The organism is Acidobacteriota bacterium, from assembly GCA_018001935.1.
Taxonomy (GTDB): domain Bacteria; phylum Acidobacteriota; class JAAYUB01; order JAAYUB01; family JAAYUB01; genus JAGNHB01.
Genome location: JAGNHB010000054.1, coordinates 1 through 19096, shown reverse-complemented (window position 1 = coordinate 19096; position 19096 = coordinate 1). Strand labels below are relative to the sequence as shown.

The 19096-nt window shown below is 68.4% G+C and carries 12 protein-coding genes and 1 pseudogene; 9 read left to right on the top strand and 4 right to left on the bottom strand.

Features of this window, described 5'->3' with window-relative positions:
* Positions 1–64 precede the first annotated feature (64 nt).
* The 3 genes and pseudogenes from KA419_16835 to KA419_16825 all read left to right on the top strand — a co-directional run bounded on the left by KA419_16835 (position 65) and on the right by KA419_16825 (position 2454).
* A complete protein-coding gene (locus tag KA419_16835) occupies positions 65–541 on the top strand; it encodes a hypothetical protein (protein ID MBP7867600.1) in 477 nt (158 codons plus the stop codon).
* Complete coding sequence (locus tag KA419_16830; GenBank protein MBP7867599.1) at positions 531–2348, top strand: 2-hydroxyacyl-CoA dehydratase; 1818 nt, start codon at positions 531–533, stop codon at positions 2346–2348. The genes KA419_16835 and KA419_16830 overlap by 11 nt, the downstream gene beginning before the upstream one ends.
* Positions 2335–2454 (top strand): annotated as a pseudogene (locus KA419_16825) (4Fe-4S binding protein). The gene KA419_16830 and the pseudogene KA419_16825 overlap by 14 nt, the downstream one beginning before the upstream one ends.
* Positions 2455–4229: 1775 nt before the next feature.
* On the opposite strand, the gene KA419_16820 reads toward KA419_16825, so the two are convergent.
* From KA419_16820 to KA419_16810, 3 genes are all read right to left on the bottom strand, one after another.
* Positions 4230–4682, bottom strand: a complete 453-nt coding sequence (locus tag KA419_16820) for a carboxypeptidase regulatory-like domain-containing protein (protein ID MBP7867598.1) — start codon at positions 4680–4682, stop codon at positions 4230–4232.
* Between the two features lie 140 nt (positions 4683–4822).
* Positions 4823–7375: a response regulator gene (locus KA419_16815; GenBank protein ID MBP7867597.1), complete on the bottom strand. Its 2553-nt coding sequence runs from the start codon at positions 7373–7375 to the stop codon at positions 4823–4825.
* Between the two features lie 53 nt (positions 7376–7428).
* Entirely contained in the window at positions 7429–8256 is an 828-nt protein-coding gene (locus KA419_16810; GenBank protein ID MBP7867596.1) for a class I SAM-dependent methyltransferase, read from the bottom strand.
* A 522-nt stretch (positions 8257–8778) separates the two neighbouring features.
* Between KA419_16810 and KA419_16805 the strand changes: the two genes are divergently transcribed.
* The gene (locus KA419_16805; GenBank protein MBP7867595.1) at positions 8779–9627 is read left to right on the top strand and encodes a zinc metalloprotease HtpX; all 849 of its coding nucleotides are present in this window, start codon (positions 8779–8781) and stop codon (positions 9625–9627) included.
* A gap of 337 nt (positions 9628–9964) precedes the next feature.
* Here the strand turns inward: KA419_16805 and KA419_16800 are convergent, their stop codons facing one another.
* Entirely contained in the window at positions 9965–12373 is a 2409-nt protein-coding gene (locus KA419_16800) for a FecR domain-containing protein (GenBank protein MBP7867594.1), read from the bottom strand.
* A 225-nt stretch (positions 12374–12598) separates the two neighbouring features.
* On the opposite strand from KA419_16800, the gene KA419_16795 reads away from it, so the two are divergent.
* The 5 genes from KA419_16795 to KA419_16775 all read left to right on the top strand — a co-directional run bounded on the left by KA419_16795 (position 12599) and on the right by KA419_16775 (position 19081).
* Entirely contained in the window at positions 12599–13048 is a 450-nt protein-coding gene (locus tag KA419_16795) for a ribosome maturation factor RimP (GenBank protein ID MBP7867593.1), read from the top strand.
* 15 nt (positions 13049–13063) lie between these two features.
* Entirely contained in the window at positions 13064–14176 is a 1113-nt protein-coding gene (gene nusA, locus KA419_16790; protein ID MBP7867592.1) for a transcription termination/antitermination protein NusA, read from the top strand.
* A gap of 98 nt (positions 14177–14274) precedes the next feature.
* The gene (gene infB, locus KA419_16785; GenBank protein MBP7867591.1) at positions 14275–16854 is read left to right on the top strand and encodes a translation initiation factor IF-2; all 2580 of its coding nucleotides are present in this window, start codon (positions 14275–14277) and stop codon (positions 16852–16854) included.
* Positions 16855–16882: 28 nt separating this feature from the next.
* The gene (locus KA419_16780; protein ID MBP7867590.1) at positions 16883–17149 is read left to right on the top strand and encodes a DUF503 domain-containing protein; all 267 of its coding nucleotides are present in this window, start codon (positions 16883–16885) and stop codon (positions 17147–17149) included.
* A 12-nt stretch (positions 17150–17161) separates the two neighbouring features.
* On the top strand, positions 17162–19081 hold the full coding sequence (locus tag KA419_16775) for an N-acetylmuramoyl-L-alanine amidase (GenBank protein ID MBP7867589.1): 1920 nt from the start codon (positions 17162–17164) through the stop codon (positions 19079–19081).
* The last annotated feature ends 15 nt before the right edge of the window (positions 19082–19096 follow it).

The window sequence follows — 19096 nt, the reverse complement described above, 5'->3', positions numbered from 1 at the left end:
TTCCGGAAAAAATACATCATATTTTCCGGCCCCGATGGTAAGATCTTCCCCTCAGAGGCGACGCATGCGCATCGGTACACGACAACTGGACACCTTTCTCGACAGCCTGCCCCACCCCTCCCTCCCAGACCTCTACCGCGACCTGATCAGTCGGGTCCGGGTCCGGGCGGTCCACCTGCCGGGACGGATCTCCCGGCCCCGGGTCGTCAGCACCCTGCTGGGGCACGAACTCATCCTCGGGAACTGGCGGAAAGGGTGCCCGGACACGACCACGGCCCGGTTTCTCCGGGTCTTCGCGGCCCTGGGCTGCCGGGCCGCCTTCGTACCCTACAACCCCGTGGACACGGCCGGCATCCTCCCCCAACTGGAAGCCGCCGGCGCGGACCTGGAGCAGCGGCTCTCCGACCTGGTGCCGGCGGGCAGTTCCCCGCGGCGGCGCGCGGCGATCCGGCAACGGCTGTACCGCCGCCTGGCGGACCGACTCGCGTCGATGCGGCCGGCCTTCCCCACCGGCGTCAACGGAGGGGGACATGCCCCCTGAAAAGGACCGGAGGGTCGGGATCACCACCACCGTCCCCGTGGAAATCCTCATGGCCGGCGGGTGGGTCCCCCTCGATCTCAACAACGTCTTCATCACCCACCCGAACCGGGCCCGGTTCGCCCTCGAGGCGGAGCGCTGCGGGTTGCCCCGGACGGTCTGCGGGTGGAACAAGGGGGTCCTCACCGCCGCCCTCACCCAGGGCTTGTCCCGGGTGGTGGAAGTGGTGCAGGGGGACTGCTCCACCTCCGAGGCCGTGGGGTCCATCTTCAAGGAGCGGGGGGTCCTCGTCGTTCCGTTCGCCTACCCCTTCGGCGCCGACCGGGCCGCCCTGGCGGCGGAGATGGAGGCCCTGGCCCGGCGCTTCGCCACCTCCGTGGACGCCGCCCGCGCCGTGTGGCGCGACCTCCGCCCCTGCCGCGACCTCCTGGAGACCCTCGACCGCCTGACCTGGGAGGATGGCCTGGTGAGCGGCTTCGAGAATCACCTGTTCCTGGTGTCCGGCTCCGATTTCAACGGGGACCCCGCCACCTTCCGCCGGAGCGTGGAGGAGACCCTCGCCCGGGCCCGACGGCGCATCCCCTTCCGGGAGGACGTCCGGGTGGGGTACATCGGCGTGCCGCCCATGATCGACGACCTCTACGAACGGGTGGAGTCCTTCGGCGGCCGGGTGGTCTTCAACGAGATGCAGCGCCAGTTCTCCATGTGCGTGGAGGCCCCCTCCCTCCTCGAGCAGTACGCCCGCTACACCTACCCCTACTCGGTGGCCGGCCGCCTGGCGGACATCCGGCGCGAGATCCGCCGCCGGGACATCCGCTGCGTGATCCACTACGCCCAGACCTTCTGCTTCCACCAGGTGGAGGACCCGGTCTTCCGGAACGAACTGGGCGTCCCCGTCCTCACGTTGGAGACCGATCATCCGGGCCCGCTGTCCCCCCGCGACGACATCCGGCTGGAAAACTTCCTGGGTGCGATCCGTCCCCGCCGCCGCCCACGGCCCGCTCCCGCCGCGGCCACGGACCGCCTGGGCCTGGACCTCGGCAGCCGGTGGGTGAAACTGGGGCTGCTGCGCCACGGGAAGCTCGTGCACCGGGAGCTGTTCGACCCCATGGAGTTCTACCGGGCCCACCTCAGGCCCTCCGGCGCCGGCCGCCACATCGACCTGGGTGCGCTGCGGCGGACGCTGTCCGACCGGTCGGGGCTGAACATCCCCGCGGGGGCCCTTCAGGTCGTTGCCACGGGCTACGGCCGCCACCTCGCCGGGATGATCGAGGCGGCCATCGTCCCGGAACTCCAGGCCCACGCCGAGGGGGCGGCTTTCCAGACCGGCCTGCGGGACTTCACCCTCCTGGACATCGGCGGCCAGGACACCAAGGTGATCCGGGTCCGGGAAGGCCGGGTCACCGACTTCGCCATGAACGACCGGTGCGCCGCGGGGAGCGGGCGTTACCTCGAGAACATGGCCCGCATCCTGGGCCTCCCGGTGGAGGAGATCGGCGATTACCGCGACGACCCGGTGGCCCTGGACGCCGTCTGCGCCACGTTCGGCGAGTCGGAGGTGGTCGGGAGGATCGTGGAGGGCGTGCCGGAGGAGCGGATCTGCGCGGGGATCAACCACACGGTCTTCCAGCGCGTGCTCCCCGACCTGGAGCGCTTCCCCTCGGGGGTCCTGCTGGTGGCGGGCGGCGCCGCCGGCAACCGGGCCATTTTGCACTTCATTCGCGCCGAGTCGCTGTTCGACGAGGTCCGGGCCGTGCCCGACCCCCGTTTCAACGGCGTCATCGGGGTGCTGCACCATGAACTCGCGTGACCCCGGCGACTGCGTTTCCTGCGGCCAGTGCCTGCCCGACTGCCCGGTCTACGCCCTCACGCGCCGGGAGGAGGATTCGCCCCGGGGAAAGCTGGCGGTCCTGAAGTGGTTTCCGTCCTTCGCCGGCCCGGCGGACTTCCCCTCGGGAGAAGTGCATTTCCGCTGCACCCTCTGCGGGCGCTGCCGGGAGACCTGCCCTTCGAGGCTCGACGTCCCGGATATGATCCGGGCCCACCGAAACGCCATCGGCGCCCTTCGCCCGGCCGCCGCGGACGCCGGGGGCGGTCCCCTCCGGCCGGGCCCGGGCCTGCGCCCCCGGTTCCGGGGTGGCCCTTCCCCGTGGGTCACGCCGGCTGCCCGGTCGATCCCCCGCTCCCGGAACCCTTACCGGGTCCTCTTCCCGCGGGGTCCAGCCGCGCCCCCGGGAGAAGAAGCCCCGGAGCGGCCGCGAACGGCCCGCCTGCTGGCGGACCCCTTGACGGCCGTCTTCGCGCCCCGCCGCCTGGCGGCCGCCGTGGCCTCCCTGCGGGACATCGGCGGGAAGGGCGAGGTCCGCTGGGCCCGGGGCCCGTCCGCCTGGCAACGCTTCCGGTCCGGGGACGAGGAGGGCCTGCTTCGACTGGCACGCGAGGCTCTGGACGGCCTGGCGCCCGGGGAACCGGTGACCTGCAGCGAGCCGGAGACGGCTGAACTGCTGGCGGCCGCCCTGGCCGGCGCCGGCGAGGGGCCCGAAGGCCGGAGGTTTCGCGTCGGCCCCGGCCTCCCGGCGGTCCTTCCACCCGTCTGCCCGGCCGACGACTCCCCGCCGGCCGCCGCGGCCCCGACGGGACCCGGCCCGGCCGAGGGGACGGGTTGGCTCGCCGCCCGGAACGCCGGGGGTCCCTTCACCCTCCTGCCGCCGCCGCTGCCCCTGGAAGCGGAAGCCTGGGAGCACTGGAACCTCCGGGCGGGAGCCGGCGCGCCGGACGGGTGGGTCCCCGCCCCGCCCGCGTGGCGGGTGCTGCGCGGGGAGATGCTCGTGGGCCTGGACAACGCCCTGGCCGGGCGGATGGCCCTGAACCTGAGGGAAGCGGCCGGGCGGAGGGGGATTCGCACCCTGTACTGCGTATCGACGCGGAGTGCGCTGTGGCTGGCCATGGCCCGCGCCGCGGGCCTGCCCGCCGTGCGCCTGCTCTGAAGGCGGGGCACGCGCAGGAGAATTCAGAATTCAGAATTCAGAAGGCAGGGGGAAGAGGCAGCCGTCAGGGGGCCTTGGTTGGGAGACAGGAGGAAGGAGCCGTCGTTTGGTCGGTTGAGCTTGATCGGAGACGCCGCTTCTCCGTGCCTCCGCACCTTTGAGAGACCTTCCGACAGCTTCCTCCCGGAGGCGGGGCAACCCGGTGAGGGCCCGCTTTCATGGCCCCTGACCGCATCCCCGGCGATCCGTTTTTCTTCGCGAGCTTTGCGACTTGGCGAGAGCAGGAACCGGGAAGGTTCTCGCCAGGGCGCCAAACTCGCAAGGAAAGGCCACCAAAGCGCCTGCTCGTGTCGCATGCCCCGTCTGCGCCGTCTGCAACTTCGGCTCAGCCTGTCCCTTTGGTCCTTTTGGTCCTTTTGGTCCTTTTGTCCCTTCGCGCCCCGGCGGCCTTCGCGCCGCACTCCGCAAAGCGACCGGCGCGACGGAGGCGACGGGGGGGATGGCAACTGCGACGGCGGCTTCGATCGCGGTTGCAGTTGTGCTTGGAGCTTCGAGGGGGATGGGGATGGCGACTGTGATGGCGACTGCGATTCCGATTGCGATACCGATACCGATAAATTCCGTTCTGACCTTCAGTCTAACAGCCTTCAGCCTAACAGCCTTCAGCCTTCAGCCTATCAGCCTTCAGCCTATCAGCCTTCAGCCTATCTCAGCAGGTAGATCTCCAGGGGCTTGTCCGGGGCCTTTCCCCCGGGCTTGACCTTCACCCGGAGGACGACGGCGTCGAAACCCGGCCGGGAGACCCGCAGTTCGTACTCCCCCGCGGAGAGGCTGAAACGAAAACAGCCCTCCTCGCCGGTGCGGCAGGCGGCCACGCGTTTCTGCCGGGCCTTCCCGGACGGGGCGGAACCACGGAACCAGCTCCCCGCCTCGGGGTGGTCGAAAACCTCCAGGAGGGCGCCGTCCACCGCGTCCCCGGCGGAATCCGCCACTTTCCCCTCCAGCGACGGGTAGGTGTCGGGGAGTTCGATGGCATAGGGTTTCACGCCCCAGGTGGTCACCACGTCGTTTCCCACCTTCCGGCAATCGCAGTCGGACTGGGCACGGGGGGTCGCCGCGGAGAGGAGGAGAAGAACAAGGAAAGGAAGTGATTTCATGGAATACCCTCCGTACCGGTGGTGGCGGGGAACCGAAACCGCCCCGGGCCCGACGGCCGCAGGATCCCCGACCCGCGGGGGTCGCCCGGCCCCCCCGCTTCACTACGCTCGGGAGGCGGGAGGGTTCCCGGGAGCCAGGGTCACATATTGAGGAGTTCCTTGATCTTGGCGATCAGGTCGGCGATGTTCACGGGTTTGCGGACGAAAGCGTCCGCCCCCAGGTTTTTCCCCTCGAATTCGAACTTCATGCTGGTGTAGACCCCCGTCATCAGGATCACCGGGGTCTGTTTCAGGTGCGGCGTGTTCTTGATGCGGCGGCAGATCTCGAAACCGTGGATGCGGGGGAGCAGGAGGTCCGTGATCACGAGGTCGGGCTTGTTGGACTGGATCCACTGCAGCGCGGGTTCGCCGTTGTTGAACACCGTCACGTCGAAGCCGGCGTCGTCCAGCCGGTGCTTGAGCAGTTTCGACAGGTTGGTGTCGTCGTCGATCAGGGCGATCTGCTTGAGGCCCGTGCGGTCCCGCGGCTCGGGGGGCGGCGTGTCGTCCGGGATCTCCGGCACCGGCCGGGACCGGTCGAGACCGTAGCCGGGGATGACGTTTCCGATGAAGGCGATCCCCTTTGAGTCCCCGGAAGCCGGGCCGGGGTCCGCGGCCGGCGCCGGGGCGGGGCGTGCGGTGGCGGCCGCCGGGGAAGCGGACGCCGCGGCCACCGTCGCGGGCCGCGGGGAGGTCGGCGTGTACGCCGGCGTCTGCGGAACCGGGGCCGGTCGGGGGACCGCGGCCGGGTCCGGGGCGGCGGGGGCCGGCCGGGGCGGCGCCGCGGCCGGGGGCCTCGCCGCCGGGGCGGCGGGGGCCGGCGCGGGGATCGTCGGGGCGGCAGGGTTCGCCGCCGGGGGGGACGGCCGGGGCGCGGCGGCGCCGGGGGCCGCCGGCTGCGGCCGGGTCACCGGGCCCGCCGACGGGGCGGCCGCGGGGGGACCGGGCGGCGGGGGAGCGGCCTTCGCCTGTGCGGCGGCCGCCGCGGCGGCCGCCGCGACCCGCTCGGCCGACGGGGCGGCCCGCCCCACGGCCTCCACGCGGTTTTTCCCGAGCCGTTTGGCGGCGGCAAGGGCGCGCTCGGCCCCCTCGATCAACGTCGGGGTGTCGCCGATCAGCGGGAAGGAGGCCACGCCCGCGGAGAAAGTGACCCGGTGGTCCTTGCAGGCGGGGTGCATCAGGGTGTTGAAGTCCTTCCGGATCTCGTCCACCACGATGCGGGCCGGTTCGACCCCGGCGTCGGGGAGCACGAGGCCGAACGTTCCCCCGCTCAGGCGTCCCACGATGTCCGTGGAGCGAAGCCGCTTCCGGATGAGCCGGGCGAACCCGCGCAGGACCGAGTCGCCGGCGTGGTGCCCGTAGAGATGGTTCACGGCGCCCAGGGAATCGATGTCCACGAGGACGTAGGACAGCGGGGCGGAGTAACGGCGGCACCGGCGCAGTTCCCGGTCCAGGTTCTCCTTGAGATAGGTCCGGTTCAGGAGGCCCGTGAGGCCGTCCTTGACGCTGAGGGAGCGGAGGAGCCTCGCCCGGCGGGACAGCGCCAGGACCTCCGAGGTCATCTCGGAGGGGAGCATCGGCCGGGTCAGGATGTCCTCCCGGGTGGCCCGGCGGAACTCCAGGGCGTCCCCGGCCGTCTCCCGCGGGGAGAGGAAGGCGAGGGAGATCCCCGCCCACCGGTCCTGCTGACGGATGACCCGGGCCAGGTCCACCCCGCCGCACGGCATGACGTCCAGGTCCAGGAGGATGACGTCGGGCTGAAACTCGTCGAGCGCGTTCAGGGTTTCCATGGGGTCTTCCATGATCCAGACCATGAACCCCTCGCGCTCGAGGATCGAGGCGTAGTAGTGGGACAGCGCCTTGGAATCGTCGATGAGCAGCACCCGGTAGGGCTCCGCCACCTCCTGGTGGGTCAGCCCGTCCAGGGTGTCGACCAGTTCGGGAATGTCCACCGGTTTCATCACGAAGGCGCCACCGCCGGCCCGGACCGCCTCCAGGCGCGTCCGGATGTCTCCCACGGTGGACAGGAAGATCAGGGGGACCGAGCTGTTCCCGACCATTTCCCGGGCGGCGTGGATCCCCCCCCACTCGTCTCCCGGCATGGAGACGTTCAGGATGAGGATCGTCGGCTGGCCGAGGGACAGCGCCCGCCGGGCATCGCTCAGGTTCGAGTAGCCGAGCGCGTTGTAACCGAAGAACTTGAGCTGGTTCGTCAAGCCCTGCAGCAACGCGGGCTCGTCGTCCACCAGGATGATGGTGGAGGTCGTGGTGGCGGGCAGGCGACGCTCGGGGCCGACGGCCCCGCCCGCCGGCAACCCCGCCGGCGGGTCCTTGGCGTTCCGGACCAACTCCTCGAGGAGGATGCTCCCCTGGTCGATGATCTCCTCCGACGGGGCCTTCCCGAACTGGATCAGGAAGTCGAGGTAACGGTGAAACCGCGCGGCGTCCTCGGCCACGGGGGGAAGCTCCGCTTCACGGGCGGCATCCTCGAGCAGCAGCGCATCCCGGTAGATCTGGTTGAGGGCCGTCTCCCAGGCCGCCCCGTCGGCCACGAGCTCCCAGTTCTTCCGGATGGTGTTCAGGCGCTCGGCTTCGGGAGGCGGGAGCTGCCGCGAAGCGCCGGTTTCGCCGGATTTCTCTCGGGGATCTTGCATTCTCGCCTCCGGGAGGAGATGGCCGGACCGTCGGCTTTCCCAGGCACCGGTGATTATACTGGTTCCGTCCGGTCCCCGTCAATGCAGCGGCGGGGTCCCTTGCGACAGAAAAAAATCTTCTCGAACCGCCGAAACCCGAAGTGATACGCCTCCTCGCGGGTGAAGGTGTTGGCGAAGTCCTCGGCGGCGGCGTCGAAACCCTCGCCTTGCAGGCGAAGGACGAAGTCCTTCCCGTAGAGGCGCACGTGGTCGTGCTGCCAGTAGGCCTTCGCCCGGTCCTCCGGGGCGGTGATGGAGGGGTCTTCGTACGTCTCGTCGCGGAAACGGTCCAGGGGAACCAGGAAAGCGGCCCACCCCCCCGGGTGCAGGACCCTCCGGAGTTCGCGCATCGCCGCCCGGTCGTCGGGGATGTGCTCCAGAACGTGGGAGCACAGGATGAAGTCGACGGAGGCGTCCGCCAGGGGAATGGCCGTGATGTCCATGAAGCGGGTCCCCCTGGCGTAGCGGTACCCTTCGCAGAACTTGTCGCACGGGATGTACGTCAGCCCCTTCATCCGCGAAAAGACCCGGAAGAACTCCGCCTCCGGGGAGACGTGCAGGAGAGTCCCGGGCCTCTGGAAGAAATCGGTCCGCTGCCGGAGGAAGAGCCAGAGCAGGCGGGTCCGGTCGAGGGAGCCGCACCGGGGGCACCGTGACGTCGGCAGCCCGGCCCCGAAGGGCCGGAAGGGGACGAAAGTCGAAAACCGGCCCCCGCAGATGGGGCAGCACACCGTCCGGCCCTTCAGCGCCCACAGCAGGACCAGGCGCTTCAGCCCGCGGACGGTCTCCGGTGAGCCGTCCCCGTGGAACAGGATCTTTTCGCACCTGTCCGTCTCGATCAACGGAATCTCCCTGGGTGGGACCCTGGGGCGGCCCCTTTCGCGACGTCGCCGGGAACCGCCCCCGGCAAGCTTTTCCCTGTCCTCCGACCCCCGCCGGAAAACCGGCAACGGGGTATTATCCCACATTTCCACCTGAATCAACAAGGCGTATCAGAAAATCCCGAACCGCCGTTCCCGCAGTGTGCATCCTTAAGCCTTGACGCTCGGGTAATGAGTCCGTATTTTAATCTCACGGAGGCACGGAGGCACGGGGAAGAATCATAAGAGTTGTTTATTCAAGTCCCACCCCCGCGCGCCGCCGGGGGGAAATCGTGCCGCGGGGCGCCATCCCGTGCCGGCGGCGCGCGGGGGGAGTTCTTTATAACCGTTTATTCTACAAATATTTCACCCCTGACGGGGTGAAGACGCAAAGTCCGGGAAACCGCCTTCAATTCCCCAGGGACCCCATGAAACGTCAAGGGGTAAAATTCGTACATACAGGGATCCGCGGGCTCGCCCGGCGGGCTCGAAAAGGAGGTTGTCATGAACGTGATGAAAACGACCCTGCTGCTCGGCCTTCTCACCGGGCTCTTCCTGGGCATCGGCAGCATCTGGGGCACCGGGGGCTTGACGGTGGCCCTGGCCGTCGCGGCCGTCATGAATTTCGTCGCCTATTTCTTCTCGGACAAGATCGTCCTGGCCATGTACCGCGCCCGAAAGCTGGCCCCCGGCGAAGACGCCCGCCTGGACCGGATCGTGCACACCCTGGCCTCGTCCGCCCGGATCCCGGCCCCTCCCGTTTACGTCATCCCCTCGGACGCCCCCAACGCCTTCGCCACCGGGAGAAACCCCTCCCACGCCGCGGTGGCCGTGACCGAGGGGATTCTGCGCCTGATGGACGACGAGGAACTGACCGGCGTCCTGGCCCACGAGATCGCCCACGTGAAGAATCGCGACATCCTGATCAGCTCCATCTCCGCCACCCTCGCCGGCGCCATCATGTGGGCCGCCGACATGGCCCGGTGGGGGATGATGTTCGGCGGCAGCCGCGACGACGAGGAAGGGGGCGGGGGGCTGGGCGCGCTGCTGATGGTGATCCTGGCCCCCATCGCCGCCATCCTGATCCAGATGGCCATCTCCCGCTCCCGCGAGTATCTCGCCGACGAGAGCGGCGCCCGGATCGCCGGCACGCCGCTCGGGCTGGCCAGTGCGCTGCGCCGGCTCGAGACGGCCAACCGCCGGGTCCCCCTGGAGGCCTCCCCCCAGACGGCCCACATGTTCATCGTGAGCCCCCTCAGCGGGAAAAACCTCCTCTCCCTCTTCAGCACCCACCCGCCCGTGGAGGCGCGCGTCGCCCGGCTCATGGACCTCTCCCGCGGCCGGACGAACTGACCCCTGCGAAAGCGAACCCGTGACCACAAGAAAACGGCCGGCATTGCCGGCCGTTTCGCTTGTGGGAAGCTCGAATCGTTCGCAAACGTCAATTCAGCCGCAAAGAACGCATCGAACACAGAGAATGGCAGGCCTTCAAAATACATTGGAATCCAGGCGTCCGGATTTCCTTTGCGTGTCTTTGCGTTCTCTGTGGTTTGATGGGTCCGGTCTTCTTACGGGGATGTCAACCTTGACACCCCCGCAAAAAGAGCCATCACCCTGCGGGGCGATGGCTCAATCAAAGGCTTTGCAGACACTTGCCGTTCGTTTCCGACTGTCTACGAACCCTTCAGCCTCAGCGGTGGCGTCCCGAATCCCTGGAACCGGAAGAGGAGGAGGACGAGGAGGAAGAAGAAGAGGATGAACCGCCGCGGCTCGAGCCCCCCCCGGAGGAGGAAGGCGGCGGCGAATAGGAGCGGCTCGACGAAGAGGAGGGCGGCGGCGAGTAGGAACGCCCGGAAGAGGAGGACGAGGACGGCGGCGAGTAGGAGCGCCCCGACGAGGAGGACGAGGGGGGCGGCGAATAGGACCGGCTCGAAGAAGAAGGCGGCGGCGAATACGACCGGCTCGACGAAGAAGAGGGCGGCGGCGAGTACGAACGCCCCGAGGAGGAGGACGAGGGCGGCGGCGAGTACGACCGGCTCGACGAAGAAGAGGGCGGCGAGTAGGAGCGGCTCGAGCCGCTCGAAGACCGCGAGGAGTCGGAGGACCGCGAGTACGACGGGGAACTCGTGGAGGAGGACCGGGAAGAGGAACTCGGAGTGGAATAGGAGCCCCGGGAGGATTCGGAGGAAGCGGAACGGGAGGAACCGTCGTATCCCGAAGCGCGATAGCTCGGGTAGGCGTCGCTGGAACCGGACCGGCCGCGGTTGTAGGACGAGTCGCTGTCACTTCGCCCGGGCCGCGACGGGGACGTCGAGGAGGACCCCGGGTTGCCCCGGGAGCTGTCGCTGCCGCTCGACCCCGAGGAGCCGCGCGAAGAAGAATCGGACGACCCCCGGGAGTAGTCGCTCCGGCTGGAGCCCGAGGACCCCCGGGAGGTGTCGGACGACCCCCGGGAGGAGTCGCTCCGGCTGGAACCCGAAGACCCCCGGGAGGTGTCGGAGCGGGAGGACCCCCCGGACCGGCTGGAGGACGAGCCCTCGTAGGACCGGGAACGGGACGAGTCGCTGCTGGAGCCGGATTCCACCCCCGGGCGCCCGCGGTTGCCGCGGTCGGAGGAGGCCCCCTGGCTGCCCCGGCTCCCCGTGTCGGAGCGGGGCGAACCGCCGGCGCCGCGGGTGTAGGTGTCATCGGACCGGGCACTGCCCCGGGAGGCCTGGGAGGACGGCTGCGCCCCGCGCCCCTCGTAGCGGGAGGAGGACCCGCGCCCGTAGGCCGGGGAGCTTGACCCGTCGCGGGCGCTGACGTCCCGGCTCCGCCCGGAGGCGACCCGGCCGGCGGAAGCGGTCCGGAGGGGGTCGATGCGGGGGGCGCCCGCCAGGACCCGTTCACGCTGGAAGAGCTGCCGGCCGGTGCTGCTGTCGGTCCGGAAGTTGACGGCCTGGGAGCCGCGGGCGGAGTTCCCGATGAGCAGGTTCCGGTTGTAGGCCCCCGCGCCGATGGGCCGCCCCCGGCGGAAGTCGTCCGTGTTGACGTAGGTCACCGCGTTGTGGTTGACGTTCACGCAGTTGTAGTAGTTGTTGTGGCCGTGGTGGTAACCGTTCCCGTAGCGCCAGTAGTCCCAGTAGTAGTCCCCGGGGCCCAGGGGGCACCACCCGACGTTGCCGCCCCACATGGAGAACCGGACCACGCCCGGGCACCACACGTCGATCCCCCAGGAACTGCCGGGCAGCCAGACCCAGCCCCACGAAGAGGTGTAGGACCAGCGCCCGTAGTGGTACGGCAGCCACCCCCAGGGATCGTAGGAAACCCAGGTGTAACCCCAGCCCCCGCAGTGCCGCCAGTAGCCGTAGCGGTAGGGGGCCCAGTCGGACCAGACCGACGTCGGCCGCCAGCAGTAGCCGTAGCTGGGCACGTTCACCCAGGACCCGTAGGTGTCCAGGTCGTAGACGCCGTAGCTCACCGAGGCGGGGATGTACCGGCTCGACTGGTAGACCGACGCGAAGCGGGAGTCCCGCTCGTCGCTCCACTCGTCGAAGTCGTCCTCCCGGCTGAGGTAGCCCATGACCTCCTCGTCGCCGTCGGTCACCACCAGCCGCCGGCCGGAGGCGACCTTCCGGGACACCTCGCTGTTCTCGAAGTGGGCCCGGCCGGATTTCACCTGGATCTCGACGATGTTGGCGTTCTCGACCGTGACCCGGTAGATCCCTTCCTGCTGGAGCCGGACGGTGCCCTGGGGGGTCTGGACGAAGTAGTCCGCGCTGCTCCGGACGTGGACGATCACGTCACCGAAGCGCATGTTCAGGAGGACCCGGTCCCGGCGCAGCTGCTCGAAGCGCAGCTCGCTGGACCGGTTCACCCGGATGAAGCTGCCGTCGTCCACCTGGACCTCCGCGAGGCCGTTCTTCTCCGCGGAGAGAAGGTCGCCCTCCTGGAGAGGCATGTTGGTGTCCGCGCTTTCCCACCCGTTGTCCCCCTGCACCTGGATGGCGACGTCACCCCCGACGTAGCTGATGCGGGGGATGCGTTCCGCGCCCAGGACCAGGCCGAAAGAGAAAAGCACCACGACGAACGTGAGAAGGTTGAAGATTCTGCTTTTCATGGTACACCGCCTTTCCAAATATCCCGTCACACTCGTTGGATGGCGGGGAGGCCGTTTTTGTTCAACGGTCACCCGCATTTTTTCGGTCCCGGGCGGCTCCCGGGCGGCCACCCCCGTCCCGAAATCCGAAAGGGGGCAGAAAAATTGCTTGCTCCCGGGGTCCGCGATGGCTATAATGCCATTTTCGGTGGGCGTCACGCCCATTTTTTTTTAACCGGAGACCCCGTGAAAACGGACACCGTCCAGCGCCTGGCCAGGGAAGCCGCCGAACTCTGCGGCGTGGAACTCTACCACGTCGAGTGGTCCTCCGGGCACCGCGGCATCCTCCGCGTCACCATCGACCGGCCGGAAGGGGTGACCGTCGGGGACTGCGAGCGGGTCAGCCGGGAACTGGGCACGCTGCTGGACGTGGAAGACCCCGTCCCGGGCCGGTACACCCTCGAGGTGTCCTCCCCGGGCCTCGACCGCCGGCTGCACACGCCGGCGCACTTCCGCGCCAACGCCGGCCGCGAGATCGAGCTGCGCCTGAAGGTCGCGGCGGACGGCTCGCGCCGGTTCACCGGGGTCCTGGAGGGGCCCGACGACGAGGGGTTTTCCCTCCTGGCCGCGGACGGGGCCCGGCGGCGCTTCGCCTGGGGGGACGTCGAAACCGCCCGATTGATCGTGAAATTCTAAGGACGAGGACTCGGTATGGGAAACAGCTTGATCAGCGCCATCGAACAGATCAGCCGCGAGAAAAGCCTTGACCAGGACGTGATCATCCACGCCATCGAGGACGCCATGGTGGCGGCGGCGAAGAAGTACTTCAAGACCAAGGAGGACATCAAGGCGCGCCTGAACCGTGACACGGGCGTGATCGACATCTTCGCCGTGAAGACCATCGTGGCGAACGTGGAGAACACCGCCGTCGAGATCGGCTTAGACGAGGCGATGTCCCTGGACGACTCCCTGGTGGAGGGCGACGTGGTGGAGATCCCCAAGCCCACGGAAGGCCTCGGGCGCATCGCGGCCCAGATCGCGAAGCAGGTCATCATCCAGCGGGTGCGCGACGCCGAGAAGGACCGGGTCTTCGACAACTTCAAGGACAAGGAGCACAGCCTGGTGACGGGGATCGTCAAGCGCTACGAGGACCGCAACGTGGTCTTCGAGGTGGGCGACGCCGAGGCCTACCTGCCCTACAAGGAGCAGGTCCACGGCGAGAACTACGCCCGCGGCGAGCGCATGCGGCTGCTGGTCCTGCGGGTCGGCAAGTCCTCGAAGGAGCCCCAGATCGTCGTGTCGCGGTCCCACCCCGACCTGATCCGCAACCTCTTCATGCTGGAGGTCCCGGAAATCTCCGAGAGCACCGTGGTGGTCAAGGGGATCGAGCGCGAGGCGGGCGAGCGGACCAAGATCGCCGTGTGGAGCCGGGAAGCCGACGTGGACCCCGTGGGGGCCTGCGTGGGGATGAAAGGGTCCCGGATCATGACCATCATCAAGGAACTCCGCGGCGAGAAGATCGACATCATCGAGTGGGCCGAGGACCCCGTCGATTTCGCCGTCAACGCCCTGAGCCCGGCGGAGATCGTGCGCGTGCTCATCAAGGAGCCCTCGCGCAAGATCATGGAGGTGATCGTGGACAACGACAACCTCTCCCTCGCCATCGGGAAGAAGGGGCAGAACGTCCGCCTGGCCTCCCGCCTCATCGGGTGGCAGATCGACATCAAGAGCGAGGAGGAGAAGCGTCGCGAGATCGAAGGCGAAATGCGGAACATGGGAGAAAGGCTGGCGGCGGAGAACCCTCCTCCCGCGAGCGAAGAATGACGTTTTCCCCTCGGGGAGCCCGAACGGGAAGTTGAAACAGCCAGGCCCGGAGCGCCCGAAGGGGAGATCGAGGGGCCGGGGAGTGAACAGAGGCGTATATGGATAACGTGACAGTCAATCAGCTGGCCGAGGAATTCCGTCTCGACAGCAAGGTCATTCTGAAGGAGCTGAAGAAAATCGGGGTGATGCTCTTCTCGGCCAACCAACCCATCGACCCCCGTTTCGTGGGCAAGGTCCAGTCTCACCTCAAGCTTCTCTCCAACCTCCAGATCGAGCAGGAGAAGAAGGCCGAGCGGGCGAAGGCGATCTCCAAGAAGAAGGTCGTCAAGACCAAGCCCAAGAAGCCGGAGCTGACGCCGCTCGAGACCGCCATGTCCAAGGACATGAAGATCCGCAAGGCCGACCGGCCCGGCGACGTCCGCCCCCTGGCGGAGGAACTGATCGAGGAAGAGCTCGTCGAGGACGTGCCCGTGCCGGAGGAGGTCGCCCCCCCCGAAGCCGTCGCGGCCAAGCCCGCGGTTCCGGTGGAGGAGGGCGAGAAGAAGGTCATCCGAAAGGCGTCCAAGGAGATCATCGAGGAGATCCAGCGGAAGGCCCGCCTCGAGAAGCCTCCCGTGGCCCCGCCGGTGGAAGCGGCCGCCGCCGAGGTGACCGCCGTCGCCGAGGCGGTGCTCCCCGCCCCGCCGGCCGCCCCCGCCGAGAAGGAGGGCCTGATCGTCCGGGAGATCAAGAAGGAGAAGAAGAAGGGGAAGGTCCTCAAGCGGACGTCCACGGGGCCGGCCCCCCAGGGCGAGGCCGACAAGGGCTTCAGCCTCTTCCGCCCCACCGACCAGCACAAGCGCCGGTTCAAGAAGCGCCGCCGCACCCGCGGGGAAGAGGTCGAGACCGCCTGGGCCGAAACCCGGACCGAGCGGGAGATGGAAAAGATCACCCTCCCCGAGGGCCTGTCGGTCAAGGAGATCGCCGAGCGCCTCAACATCCCCGTCCGGGAGATCCTCAAGAACCTGTTCATGAAGGGGATCATGGTGAACATCAACCAGATCCTCGACGCCGACGTCGTGAGCGGCGTCGCCCGGGAGTACGGGTTCACCGTCGAGTCCGTCTCCTACGAGGAGGACCTCTTCGAAACCGAGTTCCTGGAAAGCGACAAGGAACACTACACCTTCCGCGGCCCGGTGGTGACGGTCATGGGCCACGTGGACCACGGCAAGACCTCGCTGCTGGACGCCATCCGGCAGACCATGGTGGCCGCGAAGGAAGCCGGCGGGATCACCCAGCACATCGGCGCCTACAAGGTGGAGGTCAACGACCGCCGGATCACCTTCATCGACACCCCCGGCCACGAGGCGTTCACCCTCATGCGCGCCCGCGGGGCGCAGATCACGGACATCGTCGTCCTGGTGGTCGCCGCGGACGACGGGGTCATGCCCCAGACGGTGGAGGCGGTGCAGCACGCCCGGGCCGCCGGCGTCCCCATCGTCGTGGCCATCAACAAGATCGACAAGCCCAACGCCAACATCGACCGGGTGAAACACGACCTGGCGGCCCTCGACCTGATTTCCGAGGAGTGGGGCGGCAAGAACGTCTTCTGCGAGGTCTCGGCGAAGAAGCACATCAACATCGACCACCTCCTGGAGATGATCCTCCTGGTGGCCGACCTGCAGGAACTCAAGGCCAACCCCCAGACCAAGGCCATGGGGACGGTCATCGAGTCCCGCCTCGACCGGGCGCGGGGCCCCGTGGCCACCCTCCTGGTGCAGAACGGCACCCTCTTCGAGCGCGACTACATCGTGGCGGGCTCCATCTCCGGCAAGATCCGGGCCATGCACGACGAGAACAACCGCCGCATCGACATGGCGGGACCGTCCACCCCCGTGATGGTCCTGGGCCTCGAAAACGTGCCGCAGGCCGGCGAGAAGTTCTTCGCCACCGACGACATCTCCAAGGCCCGCCAGCTCAGCCTCTACCGCCAGCAGAAGCAGCGGGAGGAACTCCTCCGGAAAACCGACACCCGCGTCAGCCTGGAGACCCTCTTCGAGAAGCTTCAGCAGGGGCAGATCAAGGAACTGCCCATCATCCTCAAGGTCGACGTGCAGGGCTCCCGGGACGCCATCGAGACCCTGCTGAACCGGCTCAGCACCGAGAAGGTGAAGATCCGGATCCTTCACAGCGCGGTGGGCGCCATCAACGAGAACGACGTCCTGCTGGCGTCGGCCTCCAACGCCATCGTGGTGGGCTTCAACGTCAAGCCCTCCAAGATGGCCGAGGACCTGGCCCAGCGCGAGAACGTGGACATCCACTTCTACAACGTCATCTACACCATCGCCGACGACATCAAGAAGGCCATGGAGGGCCTTCTGGAGTTCACCCAGCGGGAGACGGTCATCGGGACCGCCACGGTCCGCGACACCTTCCGGATCACGGGGATCGGCACCATCGCCGGGACCTACGTCCAGGACGGGGTCATCCGGCGGGACAGCCGGGTCCGCCTCTTCCGCGGCGGCGCCGTGGTCTACGACAGTCGCATCTCCTCCCTCAAGCGCTTCAAGGAGGACACCACCGAGGTGAAGGCGGGGTACGAGTGCGGCGTGGGGATCGAGAACTACAACGACATCAAGGTCGACGACGAGCTTCAGTTCTACGTCGTGGAAAAGGTGAAGGCAACCCTGGATTCGTGACATGGAAGCGCAAACCCACGTGGCGGTGATGCACTTCGAGTTCTTTTTCCCCGACGCGCACTCCCTGAAGGAGAAGCGGATGATCCTCCGGCGGCTGAAGGACGGGTTGGGCGCGCGGTTCAACGTCTCCGTGGCCGAGGTGGGCTTCCAGGACCTGTGGCAGCGCGCCCTGCTGGCCGTGGCCCTGGTTTCGAACTCCCGGGCCTCGGTGGAGCAGCAGGCCTCCCGGGTCATCCAGGAAGTGGAGCAGATCACGCCTTCGGAACTGGTTCGGCACCACGTCGAGTACTGGTGAGCGAGAATGGGCATGTTGACCGGCAAACGCCTCCTCCCCCGCACCGTCATCCCGGCGGTGCTCCTCGCCGCCCTGGCGTGGGGGCCCGCGACGGCCGCCCGGGACCGGGAAGGCACCAAGGCGGCCTTCGCCCAGGCGGACGAGAAGGAGCAGGCCCTCCGGCAGGTCCCCCCCGAGCAGCGCCGCCAGGCGGATTACGAGTCCATCATCGGCCTCTACCGCAAGGTCCCCTGGCTCGACCCCGGCGCGGGGGAGTGCGACAACGCCCTCCTGCGGACCAGCCTCCTCCGCCGGGAGGGCGGGAAACGCTTCAACCAGCCCCGGTGGATCGAGCGGGCGATCGAGTCCCTGGACTGGCTCCTCAAGGAATACCCCTACTCCCCCCTCCAGCGTGAAGCCCTCAAGCTCAAGGGGGACATCCTCTCCGAGGACCTGAACCGCCCCGACGAGGCCCGGGCCGTTTACGAGGCGTACCTGAAACGATACCCCCGGCACGCGTCCACCCTGGAAGTCTCCCGGAAACTCAAGGCCCTCAAGACCGCCGAGACCGGCCCCGCACCGCCCCGGGAGGGCGGCCCGGCCGGGAAGCCTCCCCGCCTGACCGACATCCGCTTCTGGTCCACCAGCGACTACACGCGGGTCATCCTGGACTTCGACGGCCGGGTGACCTACACCCACGACGCCGCCTACAACCCGTACCGGATCTTCTTCGACTTCGACCCCGCCGTCCTGGGCCCGGACACGAAGGAGCGGATCGCCCCCCCCGACGACATCTACCTCAGCGGGATCCGGGCCGCCCTCTACAAGCCCGAGGTGGTCCGGGTGGTCCTCGACTTCAAGAAAGCGGGTTCCTACACCGTCTTCTCCCTGCCCAACACCAACAGCGTCGTCATCGACATCCGCGACCCCGAGCAGAGCGCCATGGTGCTCGAGCGGCGGAAGAAGCTCGCCCAGGTGTTCCAGGGGGGCGGGCGCCCCATCGGCAGCGGCATCGAGGTTCGGGACCTCCCCCCGCCGCCCCGGCGTTCGGGAAGCGGGAAAAAGCCCGCGGCCGCCTCGCCGGCCGTTCCCCCGACGACCCCGCAACCCACGCCGCCGCCGCCGGCCGCGACGGCGCCGGTGACGCCGCCCTCCCGGCCCGTCTCGACCCCGCCCGCCGCCGGGGGCCCGGACGTCAAGCCGCCGGGCGCACCCCCGCCGGAACGGATCGACGTGGCCACCCTCAGCCGCGTGATGCGCCTGAAGATCGGCAAGATCGTGATCGACCCCGGCCACGGCGGCAAGGACACCGGGTCCATAGGGTACGACGGCCTCCTCGAGAAGGACGTCGTCCTGGCCATCGCCCGCGAACTGAAGCGGCAGATCGAGGCGACCCTCGAGATCGAAGTCGTCCTCACCCGGGACGCGGACGTCTTCATCCCCCTGGAACAGCGCACGGCCCGCGTCAACACGGAAAAGGCGGACCTCTTCATCTCCCTCCACGCCAACGCCAGCCGGGACCGGAAAGTGGGCGGGCTGGAGACCTTCTTCCTCGGCTTTTCCCGGGACCGGGCCGCCCTGATGCTGGCCGCCTACGAGAACGCCACCACGGAGAAGGGCCTGGGGGACCTCAGCGACGTCATCCGCAAGATCACCCAGTACGAGAAGATGAAGGAGTCGCGCCTCTTCGCCCGGAAGATGCACCACCACCTCTGCAAGGCCCTGAGGCCGCTCGACCCCGCCGCCCGGGACCGGGGGGTGAAAACCGCGCCCTTCGTCGTGCTGATCGGGACCAACGTCCCGTCCGTGCTCCTCGAGATCGGCTTCATCAGCAACCAGAAGGAGGCGGCTTTCATCTCCGACCCGGCCAACCAGGCCAAGGTTTCCGCCGCCATCGTGGAAGGGATCCGGGACTACCTCGCGGGCTTCGAGATCCGCGCCCAGAAACCCTAGGGTCCCCCATGGCCT